The sequence below is a fragment of the Streptomyces sp. cg40 genome, from assembly GCF_050320165.1.
GTDB lineage: Bacteria > Actinomycetota > Actinomycetes > Streptomycetales > Streptomycetaceae > Streptomyces > Streptomyces hokutonensis.
The window spans coordinates 2,487,292-2,503,896 of record NZ_CP190128.1 but is presented as its reverse complement, the minus strand read 5'-3'; the positions used below and the strand labels follow the sequence as shown (position 1 = coordinate 2,503,896).

17 protein-coding genes are annotated in these 16,605 nt (G+C 68.9%); 9 read left to right on the top strand and 8 right to left on the bottom strand.

Annotated elements, in window-relative coordinates:
- Positions 1–10 precede the first annotated feature (10 nt).
- On the bottom strand, positions 11–544 hold the full coding sequence (locus tag ACQHII_RS11065) for a TerD family protein (protein ID WP_427919129.1): 534 nt from the start codon (positions 542–544) through the stop codon (positions 11–13).
- A 180-nt stretch (positions 545–724) separates the two neighbouring features.
- Here ACQHII_RS11065 and tatA point away from each other — a divergent pair, with 180 nt between their 5' ends.
- Positions 725–1,012, top strand: a complete 288-nt coding sequence (gene tatA / locus ACQHII_RS11060) for a Sec-independent protein translocase subunit TatA (protein WP_427919128.1) — start codon at positions 725–727, stop codon at positions 1,010–1,012.
- Between the two features lie 18 nt (positions 1,013–1,030).
- On the opposite strand, the gene ACQHII_RS11055 is transcribed toward tatA, so the two are convergent.
- Together ACQHII_RS11055 and ACQHII_RS11050 are read right to left on the bottom strand one after the other, a co-directional pair.
- The gene (locus ACQHII_RS11055; protein ID WP_427919127.1) at positions 1,031–1,261 is read right to left on the bottom strand and encodes a hypothetical protein; all 231 of its coding nucleotides are present in this window, start codon (positions 1,259–1,261) and stop codon (positions 1,031–1,033) included.
- 68 nt (positions 1,262–1,329) lie between these two features.
- Complete coding sequence (locus tag ACQHII_RS11050) at positions 1,330–1,770, bottom strand: sec-independent translocase (protein WP_427925286.1); 441 nt, start codon at positions 1,768–1,770, stop codon at positions 1,330–1,332.
- 158 nt (positions 1,771–1,928) lie between these two features.
- On the opposite strand from ACQHII_RS11050, the gene ACQHII_RS11045 reads away from it, so the two are divergent.
- The 8 genes from ACQHII_RS11045 (at position 1,929) to ACQHII_RS11010 (ending at position 11,160) form a co-directional block, all read left to right on the top strand.
- Entirely contained in the window at positions 1,929–2,504 is a 576-nt protein-coding gene (locus ACQHII_RS11045; protein WP_427919126.1) for a TerD family protein, read from the top strand.
- A gap of 273 nt (positions 2,505–2,777) precedes the next feature.
- Entirely contained in the window at positions 2,778–4,118 is a 1,341-nt protein-coding gene (locus tag ACQHII_RS11040; RefSeq protein WP_427919125.1) for a hemolysin family protein, read from the top strand.
- Positions 4,115–5,134, top strand: coding sequence for a hemolysin family protein (locus tag ACQHII_RS11035; protein ID WP_427919124.1), 1,020 nt, complete (start codon positions 4,115–4,117; stop codon positions 5,132–5,134). The genes ACQHII_RS11040 and ACQHII_RS11035 overlap by 4 nt, the downstream gene beginning before the upstream one ends.
- 225 nt (positions 5,135–5,359) lie before the next feature.
- Positions 5,360–6,325: an ion transporter gene (locus ACQHII_RS11030; protein ID WP_427919123.1), complete on the top strand. Its 966-nt coding sequence runs from the start codon at positions 5,360–5,362 to the stop codon at positions 6,323–6,325.
- Between the two features lie 370 nt (positions 6,326–6,695).
- On the top strand, positions 6,696–7,064 hold the full coding sequence (locus tag ACQHII_RS11025; protein ID WP_427919122.1) for a BlaI/MecI/CopY family transcriptional regulator: 369 nt from the start codon (positions 6,696–6,698) through the stop codon (positions 7,062–7,064).
- Positions 7,061–7,972: a M56 family metallopeptidase gene (locus ACQHII_RS11020; protein WP_427919121.1), complete on the top strand. Its 912-nt coding sequence runs from the start codon at positions 7,061–7,063 to the stop codon at positions 7,970–7,972. The genes ACQHII_RS11025 and ACQHII_RS11020 overlap by 4 nt, the downstream gene beginning before the upstream one ends.
- 142 nt (positions 7,973–8,114) lie before the next feature.
- The gene (locus ACQHII_RS11015; RefSeq protein ID WP_427919120.1) at positions 8,115–9,140 is read left to right on the top strand and encodes an NlpC/P60 family protein; all 1,026 of its coding nucleotides are present in this window, start codon (positions 8,115–8,117) and stop codon (positions 9,138–9,140) included.
- Positions 9,141–9,492: 352 nt separating this feature from the next.
- Positions 9,493–11,160: a M4 family metallopeptidase gene (locus tag ACQHII_RS11010; protein ID WP_427919119.1), complete on the top strand. Its 1,668-nt coding sequence runs from the start codon at positions 9,493–9,495 to the stop codon at positions 11,158–11,160.
- Between the two features lie 61 nt (positions 11,161–11,221).
- Here ACQHII_RS11010 and ACQHII_RS11005 read toward each other — a convergent pair whose 3' ends face one another.
- The 5 genes from ACQHII_RS11005 to ACQHII_RS10985 all read right to left on the bottom strand — a co-directional run bounded on the left by ACQHII_RS11005 (position 11,222) and on the right by ACQHII_RS10985 (position 16,602).
- On the bottom strand, positions 11,222–12,841 hold the full coding sequence (locus ACQHII_RS11005; protein WP_427919118.1) for a multicopper oxidase family protein: 1,620 nt from the start codon (positions 12,839–12,841) through the stop codon (positions 11,222–11,224).
- Positions 12,842–12,920: 79 nt separating this feature from the next.
- Positions 12,921–13,325: a hypothetical protein gene (locus ACQHII_RS11000; protein ID WP_427919117.1), complete on the bottom strand. Its 405-nt coding sequence runs from the start codon at positions 13,323–13,325 to the stop codon at positions 12,921–12,923.
- Positions 13,326–14,007: 682 nt separating this feature from the next.
- Positions 14,008–14,778 (bottom strand): methyltransferase domain-containing protein, encoded by a 771-nt coding sequence (locus ACQHII_RS10995; RefSeq protein ID WP_427919116.1) that lies wholly within the window; start codon positions 14,776–14,778, stop codon positions 14,008–14,010.
- 328 nt (positions 14,779–15,106) lie between these two features.
- The gene (locus tag ACQHII_RS10990) at positions 15,107–15,706 is read right to left on the bottom strand and encodes a hypothetical protein (RefSeq protein ID WP_427919115.1); all 600 of its coding nucleotides are present in this window, start codon (positions 15,704–15,706) and stop codon (positions 15,107–15,109) included.
- Between the two features lie 269 nt (positions 15,707–15,975).
- The gene (locus ACQHII_RS10985) at positions 15,976–16,602 is read right to left on the bottom strand and encodes a TetR/AcrR family transcriptional regulator (protein ID WP_427919114.1); all 627 of its coding nucleotides are present in this window, start codon (positions 16,600–16,602) and stop codon (positions 15,976–15,978) included.
- Between the last annotated feature and the right edge of the window lie 3 nt (positions 16,603–16,605).

Below are 16,605 nucleotides of genomic sequence, written 5' to 3'. Positions count from 1 at the left end.
GGGATCCGGTTCAGGGCTGCCGTGTGCTGCCCATCTCCGCGGTGAAGACCGCAGGGTCGCTGTCGGACCCCCGGATCATGGCGTGAAACCCCCACGTGCCGGAAGCGTCCCTGGTGAACTCCGCGACCGTCGTGGCAGTGGATCCGGCGACCTGCGTGAAGTCGTCCTCCAGCAGCTTCTGGTAGCCCTCGACAACCTGTACTCCCGCGTTCGACAGGTCGCCGAAGGTCTTGGGGCCGCTTTCCTGGTGGATGGCCACCCCCACGACCACCCGCGCGAAGGAGGGCGCCAGGCGGTCGAGCTCCAGGACCATCACCTCCACGTAGCCGAAGCCCAGGCCGGTCTCGCTGTGCCGGGGCATGTTGATGGTGCCGTCCGGCGAGCGGCTGTCGTGGTGGACGACGTACACGGGCCGCCCGTAGGGGGCGTCCGCGGAGTACGTCGTGGCGATGATGTCGAGATGGTGGGGCGGCCGGCTCCAGGGACTCGGGTCCCATTTGAGCTTCACTTCGATCTTCCCGAGCCCCTTGTTGACGCTGTGCACCGGCTGCTGCCCCTCCCGAATCGACCGACAAGGCAATGGAAAATGTTCATCCGGAGGTGGGTTGAGCAAGAGACCGCTCCCGCCTCATGGTTGTACGGTTGCGCAACATGGCAATCATGACGGGTGGTGCCCGCGTTCCGCGGATGCCACCCGTCCGGTGGAGAGGATGAGGTGGGCGGGATGCTCCGCAACGGACTGGAACCGTGGCACCTGCTGGTCGTGGCGATCGTCGTCATCGTGCTGTTCGGCTCGAAGAAGCTGCCGGAGGCCGCGCGCGGACTGGGCAAGTCGATGCGCATCCTCAAGAGCGAGGCCAAGGCGATGAAGGACGAGAACGCCTCCCCGTCCACCGCCGAGCGCTCCGACAGCGCTTCCGCCTCCGACGTGCCGGACGCGCGTCTCATCCAGGCCGCCCCGGGTGATACGACCTCGGCCCGCCCGGTCGCCGAGGGCACCACTGCCGTCTGAGCCGCGCGCCCGAGTCCGTCAAGGGCTCGCCGCGTCGAAGCCGTAGCGAAGGGGTTCGGTCGTCACGCCACAGTCACGGCGATAGAGATACAGGGCCTCGATGCGCGCGCCGTCCTCCGGTCCGTCCGGGAGGCAGGGGTAAGTCACCTGGATCACTCGTGGCCGGTCGGTGACGCGCGTCCGTTTGCCGTCCGCGGGACCTCCGTCCAGCACCGCGGTTTCCCAGTTCTTCGTGCTGCTGTCTTCCACGCGATCAGTTTAAAGGTTGCGCAAGTATGTGACATTCGTGAAGTGGATCACGTGATGCGCGAAGGTTCTCAGGTGGCGTCGGGGTCGAAGGCGGAGCGGGCGGACGCCTCGGGGTGGTCGCTCTTCTTGAGCGTCACCGGCGGTACCGCCGCCTGCGAGGCCGTGTCGTCCGCGGCAGCCCGTACGGCGTCGGCCACCTCCGTCAGTTCCTTCCTCGGGTCCAGTGCGCTGCGGATGTCGTCCAGGCCCAGGTCGGGGCCGATGCCGTCGCCGTCCAGGACGTGCTTGCGCGCGAACGTCCTCGGGTGCAGGTCCTCGAACTCGAAGTCCTTGAACTCCGGCCCCAGTTCGGAGCGGATCTCCTCCTTGGCGCTGTCGGAGAACGCCCGTACCTTGCGGATGAACTCCGCCACGGTCTGGATGATCTCCGGCAGCTTGTCCGGGCCGAAGAGGAGGACGGCCAGGATCGTCAGTGTGACCAGTTCCGGCAGTCCTACGTCCGGGAACATCCGCCGCTCCTCGCTGTCCGTGCCGCCTGGATCGCTGTCGCCGGGGTCCACCCCGGTGATGTCACTTTAGCTGTTGCGCAAGTATGGGAACTGTCGCGCTAGGCTCCGCGTTGGAATCCAGTGACGTACGGACGGCGCGCAGTCGGGAGGAATGAGCGGTGGGAGTTTCCCTGGGCAAGGGCGGCAATGTGTCGCTGAGCAAGGAAGTGCCGGGGCTGAGCGCGGTGTTGATCGGTCTGGGCTGGGACGTGCGCACCACGACGGGAGCGGACTACGACCTGGACGCCTCGGCGCTGTTGCTGAACGCGTCCGGCAGGGTCGTCTCCGACCAGCACTTCGTGTTCTACAACAACCTGCGCAGCCCGGACGGCTCGGTGGAGCACACCGGCGACAACCTCACCGGTGAGGGCGAGGGCGACGACGAGTCCATCAAGGTCGACCTCGCTGCCGTACCCGCCGGGATCGACAAGATCGTGTTCCCGGTGTCCATCCACGACGCGGACGCGCGCGGCCAGAGTTTCGGGCAGGTCCGCAACGCGTTCATCCGGGTGGTGAACCAGGCGAACAACGGGGAGATCGCCCGCTACGACCTGTCGGAGGACGCCTCCTCGGAGACGGCGATGGTGTTCGGCGAGCTGTACCGGCACGGCGGCGAGTGGAAGTTCCGCGCGGTCGGCCAGGGTTACGCCTCCGGGCTGGCCGGCATCGCGTCCGACTTCGGCGTCAACGTCTGACGCAGCCCCAAGCACCCGCTGCCCGCCCGCCTGCCCCCGTCCCCATTCCCATCCTCGTGCGCGGGCGGCGGGTTCTCGCTGCGTTCCGACCGGTCCGGCGCGCGGCTCCCGGTGGCTTGGGGAACCCGGATGTGTCCAGAATCGTTCCACGGATCCGACCATCATCAGAGGAGCACAGACGTTGTCCGCCAGATCGACGGACCCCTCGGGGCACAGTCCCCGACCATCCCGCCACGGCAAGCGTGAGCACGGCACACGGTGGGATGGTGTTCGATGAGTGCCGCAACCGCCGCCCTGGGCCTGCTGGCCGTGTTCGTGCTGACCGCCGGCACCGGCTACTTCGTCGCCCAGGAATTCGCCTACGTCTCCGCCAGCCGGCTCGCCCTCGCCCGTGAGGCCGAGGCCGGGGACAAGAAGGCCGCACGCGCGCTGAAGGTCCTGGAACGGCTGTCGTTCATGCTGTCCGGCGCGCAGCTCGGTATCACCGTGACCGGTCTGGTCGTCGGCTTCATCGCCGAGCCGAGCGTGTCCGCGCTGCTCAAGCCGGCCCTGTCCGGCCTCGGCCTGCCCGACGCGGCCGTCGGCGCGATCTCCGTCGTCCTCGCCTTCGTCGGCGCCACGGTGGTGCAGATGGTGCTCGGTGAACTGGCCCCGAAGAACCTCGCCATCGCCGTCCCGGAACGACTGGCCAAGGCACTGGCACCCTCCACGCTCGCCTACCTCAAGGTCGTCGGCCCCCTCGTCCGGGTCTTCGACGGCGCGGCGAACCGCCTGCTGCGCAAGGTCGGCATCGAGCCCGTCGAGGAACTGCACCACGGCGCCACCCTGGAGGAACTCGGCCACCTCATCGGCGAGTCCCACGAACAGGGCGAGCTGCCCAAGGACACCGCCGAACTCCTCGACCACGCCCTGGAGTTCTCCGAGCGCACCCTCGACAAGGTGATGGTGCCGCGCGCGGACGCCGTGTTCGTGCGCAAGGACGCGAGTGCGGCCGAGGCGGTCGACCTCATCGCCCGGCACGGCCACTCCAACTACCCTGTCCTCGGCGACCACCCCGACGACATCACCGGCGTGCTCGGCGTGCGCGAGCTGATGCGACTGCCCGCCGACCGCCTCACGACCACGACCGCCGGCGCCCTCGCCCGCCGCCCCCTGCTGCTGCCCGACACCCTGCCCCTGCCGGACGCGGTCGAGCAGATGCGCAGGCAGGACGACGAGTACGCCGTCGTCCTGGACGAACACGGCGGAGTGGCGGGCATCGTCACCTACGAGGACATCGCCGAGGAACTGGTCGGCGACATCGCGGACGAGTCCGACACGGTCACCGAACTCGCCGTCGCCGACGGGGACGGCTGGCTGGTGGACGCCGGCCGCCGCCTGGACGAGGTGGCCGAGGCCACCGGCATCGAACTGCCCGAGGAGGACGACTACGACACCGTGGCCGGCCTGATCGTGGACCGGCTGGGCCGCTTCCCTGCGATCGGCGACCAACTCACCGTCGAACTGCCGGACGACGGCCACGCGGTGATCGACGTACGAACCCTGGACCGCCACGTCCCCGAGCGCGTCCGGATCGAGCGGCCGGCCAAGTCGCGGGCGGAGGAGCAGGCATGAGTTTCCCGATGGCGCTCTTCGTCACCGTCCTGCTCCTGATCGGCAGCGGCTTCTTCGTGGCGGCCGAGTTCGCGCTCGTGGCCGCGAAGCGGCACCGCATGGAGAAGGTGGCGGCCGAGGGACAGCGCGGCGCGAAGGCGGCCCTGGCGGGCATGCGCGAGCTGTCCCTCATGCTGGCCGGTGCCCAACTCGGCATCACCATCTGCACCTTGGGCCTCGGCTCGGTGTCCAAGCCCGCGATCTCGCACGAACTCGACCCGCTGCTGCACACGTTGGGCCTGCCGAGCGGGCTAAGCTACGGCGTCTCCTTCGCCGTCGCCATGGTCGTCGTGGTGTTCCTGCACATGGTGGTCGGTGAGATGGCCCCCAAGTCCTGGGCCATCGCCCACCCCGAGCGCTCCGCGATGCTCCTCTCCCCGCCCTTCCGCGCCGTGGTGAAGGCCGCGCGTCCACTGCTCTCGCTCCTCAACCGCGCGAGCAACGCGCTGGTACGGCTGTGCCGGGTCACCCCGCGCGACGAACTCGCCGAGGTTCACAACCGTGAGCAACTCACCCACCTCGTCGAGGAGTCCAAGCGCCTCGGCCTGATCAGCGAGACCGACTCGGAACTGCTCACCAGCTCACTCACCGAGCCGCAGAACCCGGTCGGCGCCCTCCAGATCCCCGCAGGCCGGATCAACTCGGTTCCCGCAGGCGCAGACGTGGACGAGATCCTCGCCCTGGCAGCCGAACACGACCGCAGCCGCCTGCTGGTGCGCGACGGAACGAGCGTCCTCGGCTCCGTGCACGCCCGCGACGCGCTCATCGCCCGCACCCGCGGACGCACGGTCACGGCCCGGGACCTGGCCCGCCCGATACCGGAACTGACCGAACAGGACACGGTCAGCCACGCCATCGAGCAACTCCGTCGGCACAGAGCCTCACTCGCCGTGGTCCGCGGCGCCACCGGCACCCTGACCGGCATGGTCACCCTCGACGACCTGCTCGCACGCCTGCTGCATCCCCAGGAGGCGTAACCGTGAGGGCTCGCCGACGCTGGCGTCGGCATACGTGTGCATGTCGCGTGCCCGACAGTTCGGTGTTCCGGTCGACAAGAGCGTCCAGGCCGGCACCAGTCCCGGCCGCACACCAAAATCTACAGTGCTGTAGAAGTCTCTCCTGAAGAGTGATCGCTCAACAGCCCCGCCACCCAGTCCGGTTGGCGGGGTCGAGAGCCTGCGCGAGGGAGCGGAGACAGCAGGATGCAAGACCAGCACGACAACGGAGCCGAGACGGCATTTCGATCCGCCCGCCGGCAACTGGCGGGCCGCTGTCGCACCGTCACGGAGGCCCGCTGGTTCGCCCTCACCGTCTTCGCCGTCATCCTCACCAATGCCGCCCTGCTCGGCGTTGAGACATATCCGGGGCTGGCCGCCGACTGGCACCACTGGTTACGGCTGGCCGAGCACGCCTGCCTGGCTGCCTTCACGGTCGAGATCCTGCTGCGCCTGGCCGCCCACGTCGACCGCCCCCGGGACTTCGCCAAGGATCCCTGGAACCTCTTCGACCTCGCCGTCGTCCTGTGCGCCTTCCTGCCCGTCGTACGCGAGAACACCACCGTGCTACGCCTGCTGCGCCTGGCTCGCGTCCTGCGCACCGCCCGCTTCCTGCCCCAACTCCGGGTCGTACTGGTCGCCGTGGCTCGCAGCCTGCCCGGCACGCTGAGCTTCCTGCTCGTCGGCGGGCTGGTGCTGTACGTCTACGCCATGGTCGGCTGGGTCTTCTTCAGTCACGAGGACCCCCAGCACTACGGCTCCATCGGCCGTGCCGTCCTGACTCTGTTCCTCCTCATGACCCTGGACGGCATCGGCGACGCCGTCCATACCGGCCTGGAGATCTCCCGCTGGAGCCTGCTCTACTACGCCTCCTACGTGCTCCTCGCGTCCTTCGTCCTGGTCAACGTCCTCATCGGTGTGGTCCTCACGTCCCTGGACGACGCTCGTGCGACGGAGCAGGACGAGCCGTCGCGCAGGGGCCCGCGGGCGGCGGAGAACGAGGACCGCGGACTTCTTCTGCAACGCATCGCCACGGCCCGCCGGGCACTGGACGACCTCGAACAGGGCCTCTCCCGATCGGAGTCGGGGGCCGAGGAAGGGGGAGTGCGCTCCGTCGGAAACGACGACAATTGCTATACCGCGCAACCGTCTGGTCCGAGGGGTACGCCCTGAACCACGGGTCGGCCACTTGCCCCCGACTCCGCCGCCCCCCGGGCAGCCGCCTCCGACGCCATCGCCCTGACGGCCGACGAGTCCAAGACCTGCGCGAAGGTCAGCCCGTACAAGACGGTGCCAGTGAACGGAGTGGCGATGACCTTGGCCAGGCTTGCGCGGCGGCGAGCAGCAACTGCCTTACCCGGCAATGAAGACAATCCCGCCCGGAGGACCACCACCGGCACCATATGCGGTACCCAGCCGGGGCGGCACACACGGGACATACGCGCCGAACCCCCCTATGACCCGGACTTGATCATTATGTGGTCGAGGGCGTCAGCCTTCTACTATGGCCTTACGTACATGGCGGCGAAAGGGAGTCGGACGCATGCGGCGGCTGGGGGATCTCGAAGCGGAGATCATGGATCGCTTCTGGACGTGGAGCCGTCCGGCGACGGTGCGCGAGGTCGTCGACGACATCAACAGGACCCGTCCCGTCGCGTACACCACCGTCATGACCGTCACCAACATCCTCTACGGCAAGGGGTGGTTGCTGCGTGGCAAGCAGGGGCGGGCCTGGTTGTACTCGCCGGTCCGCAGCCGCGAGGCGTACGCCGCCGCGTTGATGGAGGACGGACTGGGGGAGAGCAAGGACCGCCCCGCCGCACTGGTCCACTTCGTCGAGAACATGTCGGAGGACGAGGTGGCCGCCCTGCGCAAGGCTCTGCGGAACGTGGGACGACAGGCGAAGCAGTGAACGCGGTCCCCGTCCTGGTCGGCTACACGGCAGCCGTCGGCTTCATCGCTCCCCGCCTGCTCCTGCGCGCGGGCTGGCCGCACCGGGCCCCGGCCCTGGCGGTGGCGGTGTGGCAGGCCCTGTTGATCTCGTTCTCGATCGGGGTCGCGCTGACCGCGCACAACCTGGCCATGCCGGCCGAGCACCTGGAAGCGGGCCTGGTGGGGCTGTTGCACTCCTGCGGACTGGGAGCCGGTACGGGCGAGCGTGATCCCCACGCGGCGGACCGGCTCGCCGTCGCCCTGCCCGTCGCCCTCGGGCTCACCTCGGTCGCAGCTTTCACCTTCCACGTCGTACGAGCCCGCCGCGCGCGGACGCGGCACCGCGCGGCCGTGGACCTGGTCGGCCGCCGCTCCGCCCGGCTGAGTGCCACCGTCCTGCCGTACGACGTCCCCGCCGCGTACTGCCTGCCGGGCCGTCGGCCCCGGATCGTGGTCAGTGACGCGGCCGTGCGTGAACTCGCGCCGGAACAGCTCGGTGCCGTACTGGCACACGAGCGGGGCCACATCGCGGGGCGCCATCATCTGGCCCTGGCCGCAGTGGAGGCGTTCCAATCGGTGTTCCGCGGGCTGCCGTTGGCCCGTCACGCCCGGGAACAGACCGCGCTCCTGCTGGAGATGGTCGCCGACGACCGTGCGCTGCGCCGATACTCCGGTGACGCGCTGGCCACGGCGATGTACGCGATGGCGGCGGCCCGCACGCCGAAGGGCGCGTTCGCGGCGGGCGGGCACACGGTCCTGATCCGCCTCAGGCGAGTCCTCGGCCCTCGTGCGACCGCTCACCCCGCACTCTGGGTCTCCGTGGCAGTCCTGGCCGTGGTGGTTCCGCTCCTGCCGTTGCTCGTCGCCTGTCCGCCCGGCCTCGGCTGACGGCCACCCCGCACAAGTCCACTGGATTTCGGACTCACTTGCGACCGCTACTACTAAGCTACTAAGTTCTAACGCGCTTGCTTGTCCCGGCCGATACCGCGCCCGCCCCTCGGTCGACCACGCGCAGAGGAGTCACCCCACGATGGGAACCCACCGTCGGCCCAAGCCGCCCGGCCGTGCCCGGATAGCCACGCTCGGCATCGCCGCCGGCGCGGTGAGCCTGCTGCCGACGCAGAGTCAGGCGGCCCCGGAGCCCTCGGCGGACGAGGTGCGCAAGCAGGTGGCGAAGCTCTACGAGGAGGCCGAGGCTCCCACCGAGGAGTACAACGGCATCCGCGAGCAGCAGCAGAAGTTGCAGGACGAGGTCGACAGCGCGCAGGAACGACTCGCCCGCAAGCAGCAGGAGATCAACGAACTGCGCGAGCAGGCGGGCCCGTTGGCGGCGGCGCAGTACCGCACCGGCGGCATCGACGCGAGCGTGCAGCTCTTCCTGTCCAGCGACCCCGACGACTACCTCGAAAAGGCCGAGGTGCTCGGCCGCACCGGTGACCGGCAGGCCGCCGCCCTGCGGGCGCTCCAGGGCAAGCAGCGGGAACTCACCCAGGAACGCTCTGACGCCGCCAAACGGCTGGAGGCCCTGAAGGAGGCGCGCACCAAGGCCAAGGAGAAGAAGGACGAGGTCCAGGCCAAGCTGACCAAGGCCCGCAGGCTCCTGAACAGTCTGACCGCCGAACAGCGCGCCAAGGTGGCCGCCGCCCAGGAGCGCGAGGACGCCGCCGCGGGCACCAGTGACGCGACCGCGAGCTACAACGGTCCGGCCGGCGGTCGCGCGAAGACCGCCATCGAGTTCGCGTACGCCCAGCTCGGCAAGCCCTACGAGTGGGGCTCGACCGGCCCCAACTCCTTTGACTGCTCAGGCCTGGTGGGCGCGGCGTGGCGGTCGGCGGGCGTCTCGCTGCCGCGCACGGTCAAGCAGATGTATGACGCGGGCCGCAAGGTGGCAAAGGCGGACCTGCAGCCCGGCGACATCATCTACTGGTACAACGACAGCCAGCACAACGGTCTTTACATCGGCGACGGCAAGGCCATCCACGCCCCGCGCACCGGCAAGAACATCGAGATTGCCCAGCTCGACTCGATGCCGTTCTACGCCGCCAGCAGGCCCTGAACCCAACTCGCGCGCACCGTCCCCGGTTTCCGTCCGCACAGCGGCGAGCCGGGTGAGTGTCGTTGGCCCGGAATCAGGTTCACCAGCTGTAAGAGGGCGTTCCCGCAGACCGTGCGCCGAGGTGCAACAGCAGGGCGCTGCCCCGGAGTTCCCCCCTCCGGGGCAGCGCCCGTTCACATTCCCGCGACGTTAACCGAACAGCAAATTTTCAACCAACATCACTCAAGGAGTCATGACATGTACGCGTCGCAAATGTCACTCTCACTCCACCCGCCGCACGAGCTCAGCAACGTCACATCCAACCCGGCCGGCGCCCCCACGCCGACCGGGCTCCCCCCACCAAGGAGCTTGCGTGACCCCCCTCTACGCGCGCCACAAGCGCACAACTCTGGCCATCGCGACCGCCGTTGCCGCCGGAGCCCTCCTCACCACCGGTCTGACCACCGGTGCGACCGCTGCCCCGGCCCCGGCAGGGTCCCTGGCCGCGGCCCGCACGGCCGGCTCACCCGCCGCGTTGTCCGACGCCGCTCGCGCCTCGCTCATCCAGAAGGCCCAGGCCGACGTCGCCGCGACCGCCCAGCAGATAGGTCTCGGCACCAAGGAGAAGCTGGTCGTCAAGGACGTCGTCAAGGACGTCGACGGCACGGTGCACACCCGCTACGAGCGGACCTACGCGGGCCTCCCGGTCCTCGGCGGCGACCTGGTCGTCGCCACCAGCAAGACGGGCAGGACCGAGCGCGTGACCAAGGCGACGAAGGCGGCCATCAAGGTCGCCACCGTCACGCCGAAGATCACCGCGGCCAGAGCCGAGAAGCAGGCGGTGAGTGCCGCCAGGACGCTGGGCTCCGCGAAGTCCGCCGCCGACGGTGCCCGCAAGGTCATCTGGGCCGGCGGCGCGAGCCCCGTCCTCGCCTACGAGACGGTCGTCGGCGGCCTCCAGGACGACGGCACCCCGAACAAGCTGCACGTCATCACCGACGCGGCCACCGGCAAGAAGCTCTTCGAGTACCAGGGCATCGAGAACGCCACCGGCACCGGCAAGACCCTGTACTCGGGCACGGTCAGCCTCACCACCACGCTGTCGGGCACGACGTACTCGCTGACCGACGCCTCGCGCGGCGGCCACAAGACGTACAACCTCAAGCACACCACCAGCTCCGGCACCGGCACCCTGTTCACCAACACCACGAACACCTGGGGCACCGGCGCCGCGTCCAGCTCCACCACCGACGTGACCGCCGCCGCGGACGCCGCCTACGGCGCCCAGGAGACCTGGGACTTCTACAAGGCCACGTTCGGTCGCAGCGGCATCAAGAACGACGGCGTCGGCGCCTACTCCCGTGTCCACTACGGCAGTTCGTACGTCAACGCCTTCTGGGACGACGACTGCTTCTGCATGACCTACGGCGACGGGTCCAGCAACACCCACCCGCTGACCTCGCTCGACGTGGCCGGCCACGAGATGAGCCACGGCGTCACCGCCAACACGGCCGGGCTGGACTACTCGGGCGAGTCCGGTGGTCTCAACGAGGCGACGTCCGACATCTTCGGCACCGGCGTCGAGTTCTACGCCGCCAACTCGTCCGACCCGGGTGACTACCTCATCGGCGAAAAGATCAACATCAACGGCGACGGCACCCCGCTGCGCTACATGGACCAGCCCAGCAAGGACGGCGGCTCGGCGGACTACTGGTCGTCCTCGGTCGGCGACCTGGACGTGCACTACTCGTCGGGCGTCGCGAACCACTTCTTCTACCTGCTGTCCGAGGGCAGCGGTTCGAAGACGATCAACGGGGTGAGCTACGACTCGCCGACGTACGACGGTTCGACGGTCACCGGCATCGGCCGCGCCGAGGCGCTCCAGATCTGGTACAAGGCGCTGACCGAGTACTTCACGTCGACGACCGACTACTCGGGTGCCCGCTCGGGCACCCTCTCGGCGGCGGCCGACCTGTACGGCTCCGGTTCCACGGAGTACAACGCGGTGGCGGCGGCCTGGTCGGCGGTCAACGTCAGCTGAATCGCCGCGAGTTGGCAGGACGGCACCCGGGACTGTCGCTGTCCCGGGTGCCGCCCGGATGTCAGGCTTGGTAGGCCACGTTCGCCATCATCCCGGCTTCGCCGTGGTAGGCGTTGTGGCAGTGGAGCATCCACTGGCCCGGGTTGTCGGCGTCGAGGAACACGGACACGGTCTTCTTGGGCAGCACGATCGTGGTGTCCTTGCGCGGACCCAGGGCGCCGAGTTGGTAGGTGTGGCCGTGCAGGTGCATCGGGTGCCACATGGTCGTGGTGTTGACGAAGTCGAGCCGTACCCGCTGCCCCTCCCGGACCAGGATCGGGTTCGCCTCGGGATCCTTCATGTCGAAGGGCCTGCCGTTGATGGCCCAGTTGTACGTGCCCATGCCGCCGGTCAGCCTGATCTGGTGCGTGACATCGGTCTTGGCTGACTTCAGTCGCACATCGTCGGCGGCGCGCAGTTCGGACGCCGTCATGATCATGCCGTCGAGTTCCTTCGGGCGGACCGTCGCCTTTGGCGCGTTGCCCGAGCCCGTGCGCACCAGAGCCAGACCGTTGGCGTTCTTGCCCTCGGCCAGGGCGACGAGCGGGAAGACCCCGTCGGCGAGGGTGACGAGGACGTCGTAGCGTTCGCCCATGCCGACCAGGAGGGCGTCCACCTCTTGGTGCTGGACCGGGAAGCCGTCGGTGTGGGTGATGGTGAGTTTGTGGCCGCCCAGAGCGACCCGGTAGGCCGTGTCCGAGCCGGCGTTGATGATGCGCAGCCGTACCTTCTCGCCGGGCTTGCCGGTGTAGACGTCCGGGTCGGTCGCCACGCGGCCGTTGACGAGGTGGTGCGGGTACTTCACGTCGCCGGCGTCTCCGCCCAGGAGGCTGCTGGTGGCGTCCATGAGCATGAACTTCTTGGACATGCCGCCCGAGGCGGAGGCCGAAGCGGACGCGGACGCGGAACCACCCATGTCCATCCCGCCCATGTTCCCCATGCCGTCGTCCGAGTCGGTGGGGCTCGCCGAACTGCCGCCCATGTCCATTCCGCTCATGCTGCCCATGCCCTGCTTGAGTTCGGCGAAGACCTCGTCGGGGGTGCCGGTGACGCCGTCGACCCAGTCGTCGAGCAGGACGACCCACTCGTCGTCGTACGACAGCGGCTCCTTGGGGTCCTCGACGATCAGTGGGGCGTACAGGCCGCGGTCGAGCTGCACGCCGACGTGCGGATGGAAGAAGTACGTGCCGGGGTCGGGGGCGATGAACGAGTAGGTGAAGGTGGAGCCGGCCCGTACGGCGGTCTGGACGGCAGGCGGTACGCCGTCCATGTCGTTGCGCAGCGCGATGCCGTGCCAGTGGATCGATGTGGTCGTCCTGTCCGGGAGCTGGTTGGACAGTTCGGCGACCACGGTGTCACCCGCGGACAGCCGGACCTCCTTGCCGGGCGTCCGGCCGTCGAACGCCCAGGTCCTGGGCATGACCCCGCCGCCCAGGTCGATCATGGCGGGTGCCGCGGTCAGGGTGAGTTTGTGCCGTCGCCCCGTGGCTTTGCGCTTCATGTCGGCGGCGGTGACGGCCGAGGCGGTAGGGCTGACCAGTTTGCTGCCGCTGTCGGAGCCGCTGCTGCACGCGGCGAGTGCGCCGACGCCGGCGATTCCCATGCCGGCGAGCAGGATGGAACGGCGGTTGATGCCATTCATCGTGGTGTTGTCCTCTGTGTCGTAACTGCTGATGTGGTCGCGGAACGACGGCGGCACATCGCGCGCCGCCGAGGGCGGCCTATATGCGCAGTTGCGAGAGGACGGAGAGATCGGGCGGGGCTCTGCTCGCCACGGCACCCGGTGCGCGTCCGGACAGCGCCGGCAGGAGATCCGCCGACAGGTCGAAGGCGCTCTGGCCTGGCAGGGCGAGCTGTACGGAGGGGATGCTCGCGGTGGTGCAGTGCTGGGTCCCGGGCGTCGCGCATCCGCTGTCGTCGGCGCTGTGCGGGGCGGAGTCCGAGAGGGAGGGCCCTGCCTCGGCCGACGCCATGTGAACGGCGCGGACCGCGCCTTGCATCGGCGAGGTGCCCATCCCGCATATCTCATGGTGGGCGAGCACGGCCAGCGCGAGGCACAAGGTGAGGAACACCCCGTACAGCCGGCGAACGGCTGAACCGCCGCTGCGCGCTGTCCGTATCTCCATGAGCCCCACCTTCACCGTGCGCCCGGGCGCCCGTGTGGGCATCTTACCCCCTGGGGGTATTGGTGTGGTGCGCTCGGGGCGTTCGCGGGTCCTCGGCGCGGTCGCAACTGCTGCCCGGTGGGAAGTCGCAACCGCCGATGATCGTGGGGCAGGCCCCGACCGGGCACGGCTTCGACTCGGTCTGCGGACTGGCACGACTACCGCGATCATCCAGATCAGCCCGATCACCGTGATCAGCAGTGTCAGGCGCACCATCAGCATGAGCCGGGCCCATGCACTGGCCGGAAGCGTCACCGGTGCCTCCGTAAAGCGGGAGGCTGCGCCATTCCGTTCATACTGCCGAGGCCAACTTCCGCCGTGCGACGGGAATTCCTCAGGCAGCGTCCTCAAAACCGGGATTTGACAAGCCTTTCGCAGCAGAGTGCCTGTAATCCACTGCATGTGCATTTCAGCCGACAAATGCCCCATGCGCGATCTCCCCACCACGCCGGAGTCCAACTGCACGGGCGTCGAAGGGTGTTGGGCGCAGGCTCGGTCACGGACCTCGTCGAGGATGTGCGTCGAGTTCGGTGCGTGGCGTGTCAACGGCCCTGGTGGGGTCGGCGGGGACGTGCACGCCGAGCTGCTGATGCTCCGCGTGACACGTTCCCGCCGGTCGGCAAGGACAGGGGTCTGTCGTAGGTCAGGCCGTCTGCTTGAAGACGAGCATCTCCGTGGACGCCACGCCCAGGGGAGCCAGGAAGGCGGCCTCAAGGCTGAAGCCGAGCGTCGCGAAGAGGTCCACGCACGTGCGGCGGGGCATGGCGGCCGGGAACGAGTCGTGCCCGGAGCCGCCCTTCGTCGCCCAGACGCGCATCGTCTCCGGGTCGAGGCAGGTCTCCGTCATGACGTCGAAGACGATCCGTCCACCCGGTCGCGTGACGCGGGCCATCTCGAAGAAGTAGCGGCAGGTGCCGAGGAAGGTCAGGGTGTTGAAGACCTTGTGGGCCTGGACGAGGTCGACGCTGTTGTCCGGTGTCGCGTCGAGACTGAATCCTGTCACCGGTTGGGCGACCACTCCGAACGTGTCCACCAGGTAGTCGGCCCAGGGCTGTGCCGTCTCGTAGATCTCGTAGCGGGTCGGCGAGCACTCCTTCAGAGTCTTCTCCAGGTACCGCCCGGACCCGGGGCCGATCTCCAGGACCGTGTCCGGCATCGCGGCGAAGACGCCGAGGGCCCGTAGTTCGTCGACGGTGGACCGGGTGGCTCCCGGGGTCCCGTTCATGACCTCGTCGATGTAGTCGCCGACCGACAGACCGGCCGCCCGCGCGGCCCGCATCGTCGGTTCGAACGGGATGAAGTCATCGACGCCACCCTGGGGGGTGGTGCTGCGCACGAGTTGGAACCCCGCGCGCTCCAGGAGCCGCTTCGCCCCGGACCTCACGGCGGACTTCGCCCTGCCTGCTGCCGTCATCGGTCCACTCCTTCCCGGGCCGCCATCGCCGCCCGGCCGTGCTCGGTGCACAACTCGTACGTACGCCTTGAGCGAGCGCTGACGCGCTCAGCGAGGACCTGGGCAGCACCATGGCCTCGGACCTTCAGATGCGCTGCGGTGGACGGGCCCGTACGGCCCGCCGTGACGACGGGCGCAAGCGCTCGCGCCGCATGTGACATGTGGTTCAAAGGACTTCCCCCCTGCCACGGGACTCGCGCGGAACCCGTGTGCCGGAATGGCGGACAGAACCGTCCCCGACAGGGACGGGTGAACACACCGGAAGCCGTACGGGTACCGCCGTGACGGATCAGGCGACGGCGTACGGCAGGGGAAGCAGCGGCGGGCCGCGGCGCACCACCGCGCCGGCCAGCAGAACCGATGACGGGGGAGCCCGCGTCGGCCCGGAGCTCACGCGCCATGCGGCCCCGAACTCCGTTACTTCGTAAGGGGTGCAACCGGGAACCAGAAGCCTGCGCAGCAGTGCGCGCAACGCGCACCACTCCTTCCCGGCTGCGTACAGCACGCGGCGCACACTGTCGTCGAGGCCATGCAGCAGGACGGCGCAGAGCAGGGCCAGCAGAATGTGGCCGACGACCACGGGCCAGCCCGCGAGAACGGCTGACGGCAGCAGTCCGTGTTCGCGGAACGCGACAGAGTCGTCGGTGAGGACTAACCAGTACCCGATGACGGCCTGAGAGCCGAACGCCAACAGCACTTGAGTACGGAGCGACTTGTCGCCCCCGGCACCAGGCAGTGCCACGGCGAACAGGAAACAGGCCGCCAGCGCCTTCACGAGGCGAGACGGGTTCGACGCGAAGGCCAGGTCATGCACGATCACCGTGACAATGGTCCCCAGCAGGGAGAACATGCCCGCGCGGACAACCGCCATCACCGCCGCGGGTGGCACGTGGCCACGGCGGCGTACATCGAGAACGCGCGATGTTCCCCCCATAACTCGTCCATCATGGGCCTTACCGCACGACTTGTCACTCTTTCCCTCCTGTTGGCCTCGGTCTTGCCCCCTTTCAAGCGCGTCTTGACGACGCCTGATCGCGCGGACCGTCCAGACGGTCGCGCTGATCGGCCGTGGCCCAGGACCAGGCGAACATGCTCGGCGGGGCAACGTCCCCAGGCCGTGGCGGAGATCGTGCGCATCCTTCTGACGACGACTCGAACTCAGTGGCCGGTCAGTGTCTCCAGCGTCATGGACACCAACTGGCCCTCCAGAGCCTGCTGTTCCGGCATGAAGGCCGTCCGGAAGGTGCGGGCGTGCAGCAGGGACATCAGCCACCAGGCGGCGGCGTCCGGGTCGAGGTCCTGGCGAAGGACGCCTTCCCGCTGCCCCTCGCGGACCAACTCCGCGAAGGTGTCGGCGAAACGCTGGTGCGCGGCCCCTACGGCGTCACGCAGGTCGGGCTCGCCGCTCAGGGTGAACGCGTCCGCGAAGAGGAAGCCCAGCGCTCCCCTGGAGTGGAAGCGGACCATGTGCTCCGGCTCCAGGAATCCGGAGAGCAGGTCGGTCACGGACCGGCCGGCCGCCACCGCCTCGGCGAGCGTCGAGCAGACGTGGGCGACGGCCCGTTCCAGGACCGCCTGGTACAGCGCGGACTTGGTGCCGAAGTTCTGGAAGACGACCGGTTCGCTGACACCGACGCGCGCTGCGACGGCGGAGACCTTGGTGCGCTGGTAGCCGGTGTCGGCGAACAGTTCCGTGGCGGCGTTCAGGATCGTCTCCCGGCGCTCGGCCGGGGTCATGCGCACCCGCCCGGTGCTCCGCCGCGTCTGCTTCGTCGACTCGCTCACACC

Coding starts and splice junctions, on each gene's coding strand:
- ACQHII_RS11035 (WP_427919124.1), top strand. CDS start 4,115: ATGAGTTTCCCGATGGCGCTCTTCGTCACCGTCCTGCTCCTGATCGGC.
- ACQHII_RS11030 (WP_427919123.1), top strand. CDS start 5,360: ATGCAAGACCAGCACGACAACGGAGCCGAGACGGCATTTCGATCCGCC.
- ACQHII_RS10995 (WP_427919116.1), bottom strand. CDS start 14,778: ATGACGGCAGCAGGCAGGGCGAAGTCCGCCGTGAGGTCCGGGGCGAAG.
- ACQHII_RS11050 (WP_427925286.1), bottom strand. CDS start 1,770: ATGTTCCCGGACGTAGGACTGCCGGAACTGGTCACACTGACGATCCTG.
- ACQHII_RS11005 (WP_427919118.1), bottom strand. CDS start 12,841: ATGAATGGCATCAACCGCCGTTCCATCCTGCTCGCCGGCATGGGAATC.
- ACQHII_RS11000 (WP_427919117.1), bottom strand. CDS start 13,325: ATGGAGATACGGACAGCGCGCAGCGGCGGTTCAGCCGTTCGCCGGCTG.
- ACQHII_RS11040 (WP_427919125.1), top strand. CDS start 2,778: ATGAGTGCCGCAACCGCCGCCCTGGGCCTGCTGGCCGTGTTCGTGCTG.
- ACQHII_RS11015 (WP_427919120.1), top strand. CDS start 8,115: ATGGGAACCCACCGTCGGCCCAAGCCGCCCGGCCGTGCCCGGATAGCC.
- tatA (WP_427919128.1), top strand. CDS start 725: ATGCTCCGCAACGGACTGGAACCGTGGCACCTGCTGGTCGTGGCGATC.
- ACQHII_RS11025 (WP_427919122.1), top strand. CDS start 6,696: ATGCGGCGGCTGGGGGATCTCGAAGCGGAGATCATGGATCGCTTCTGG.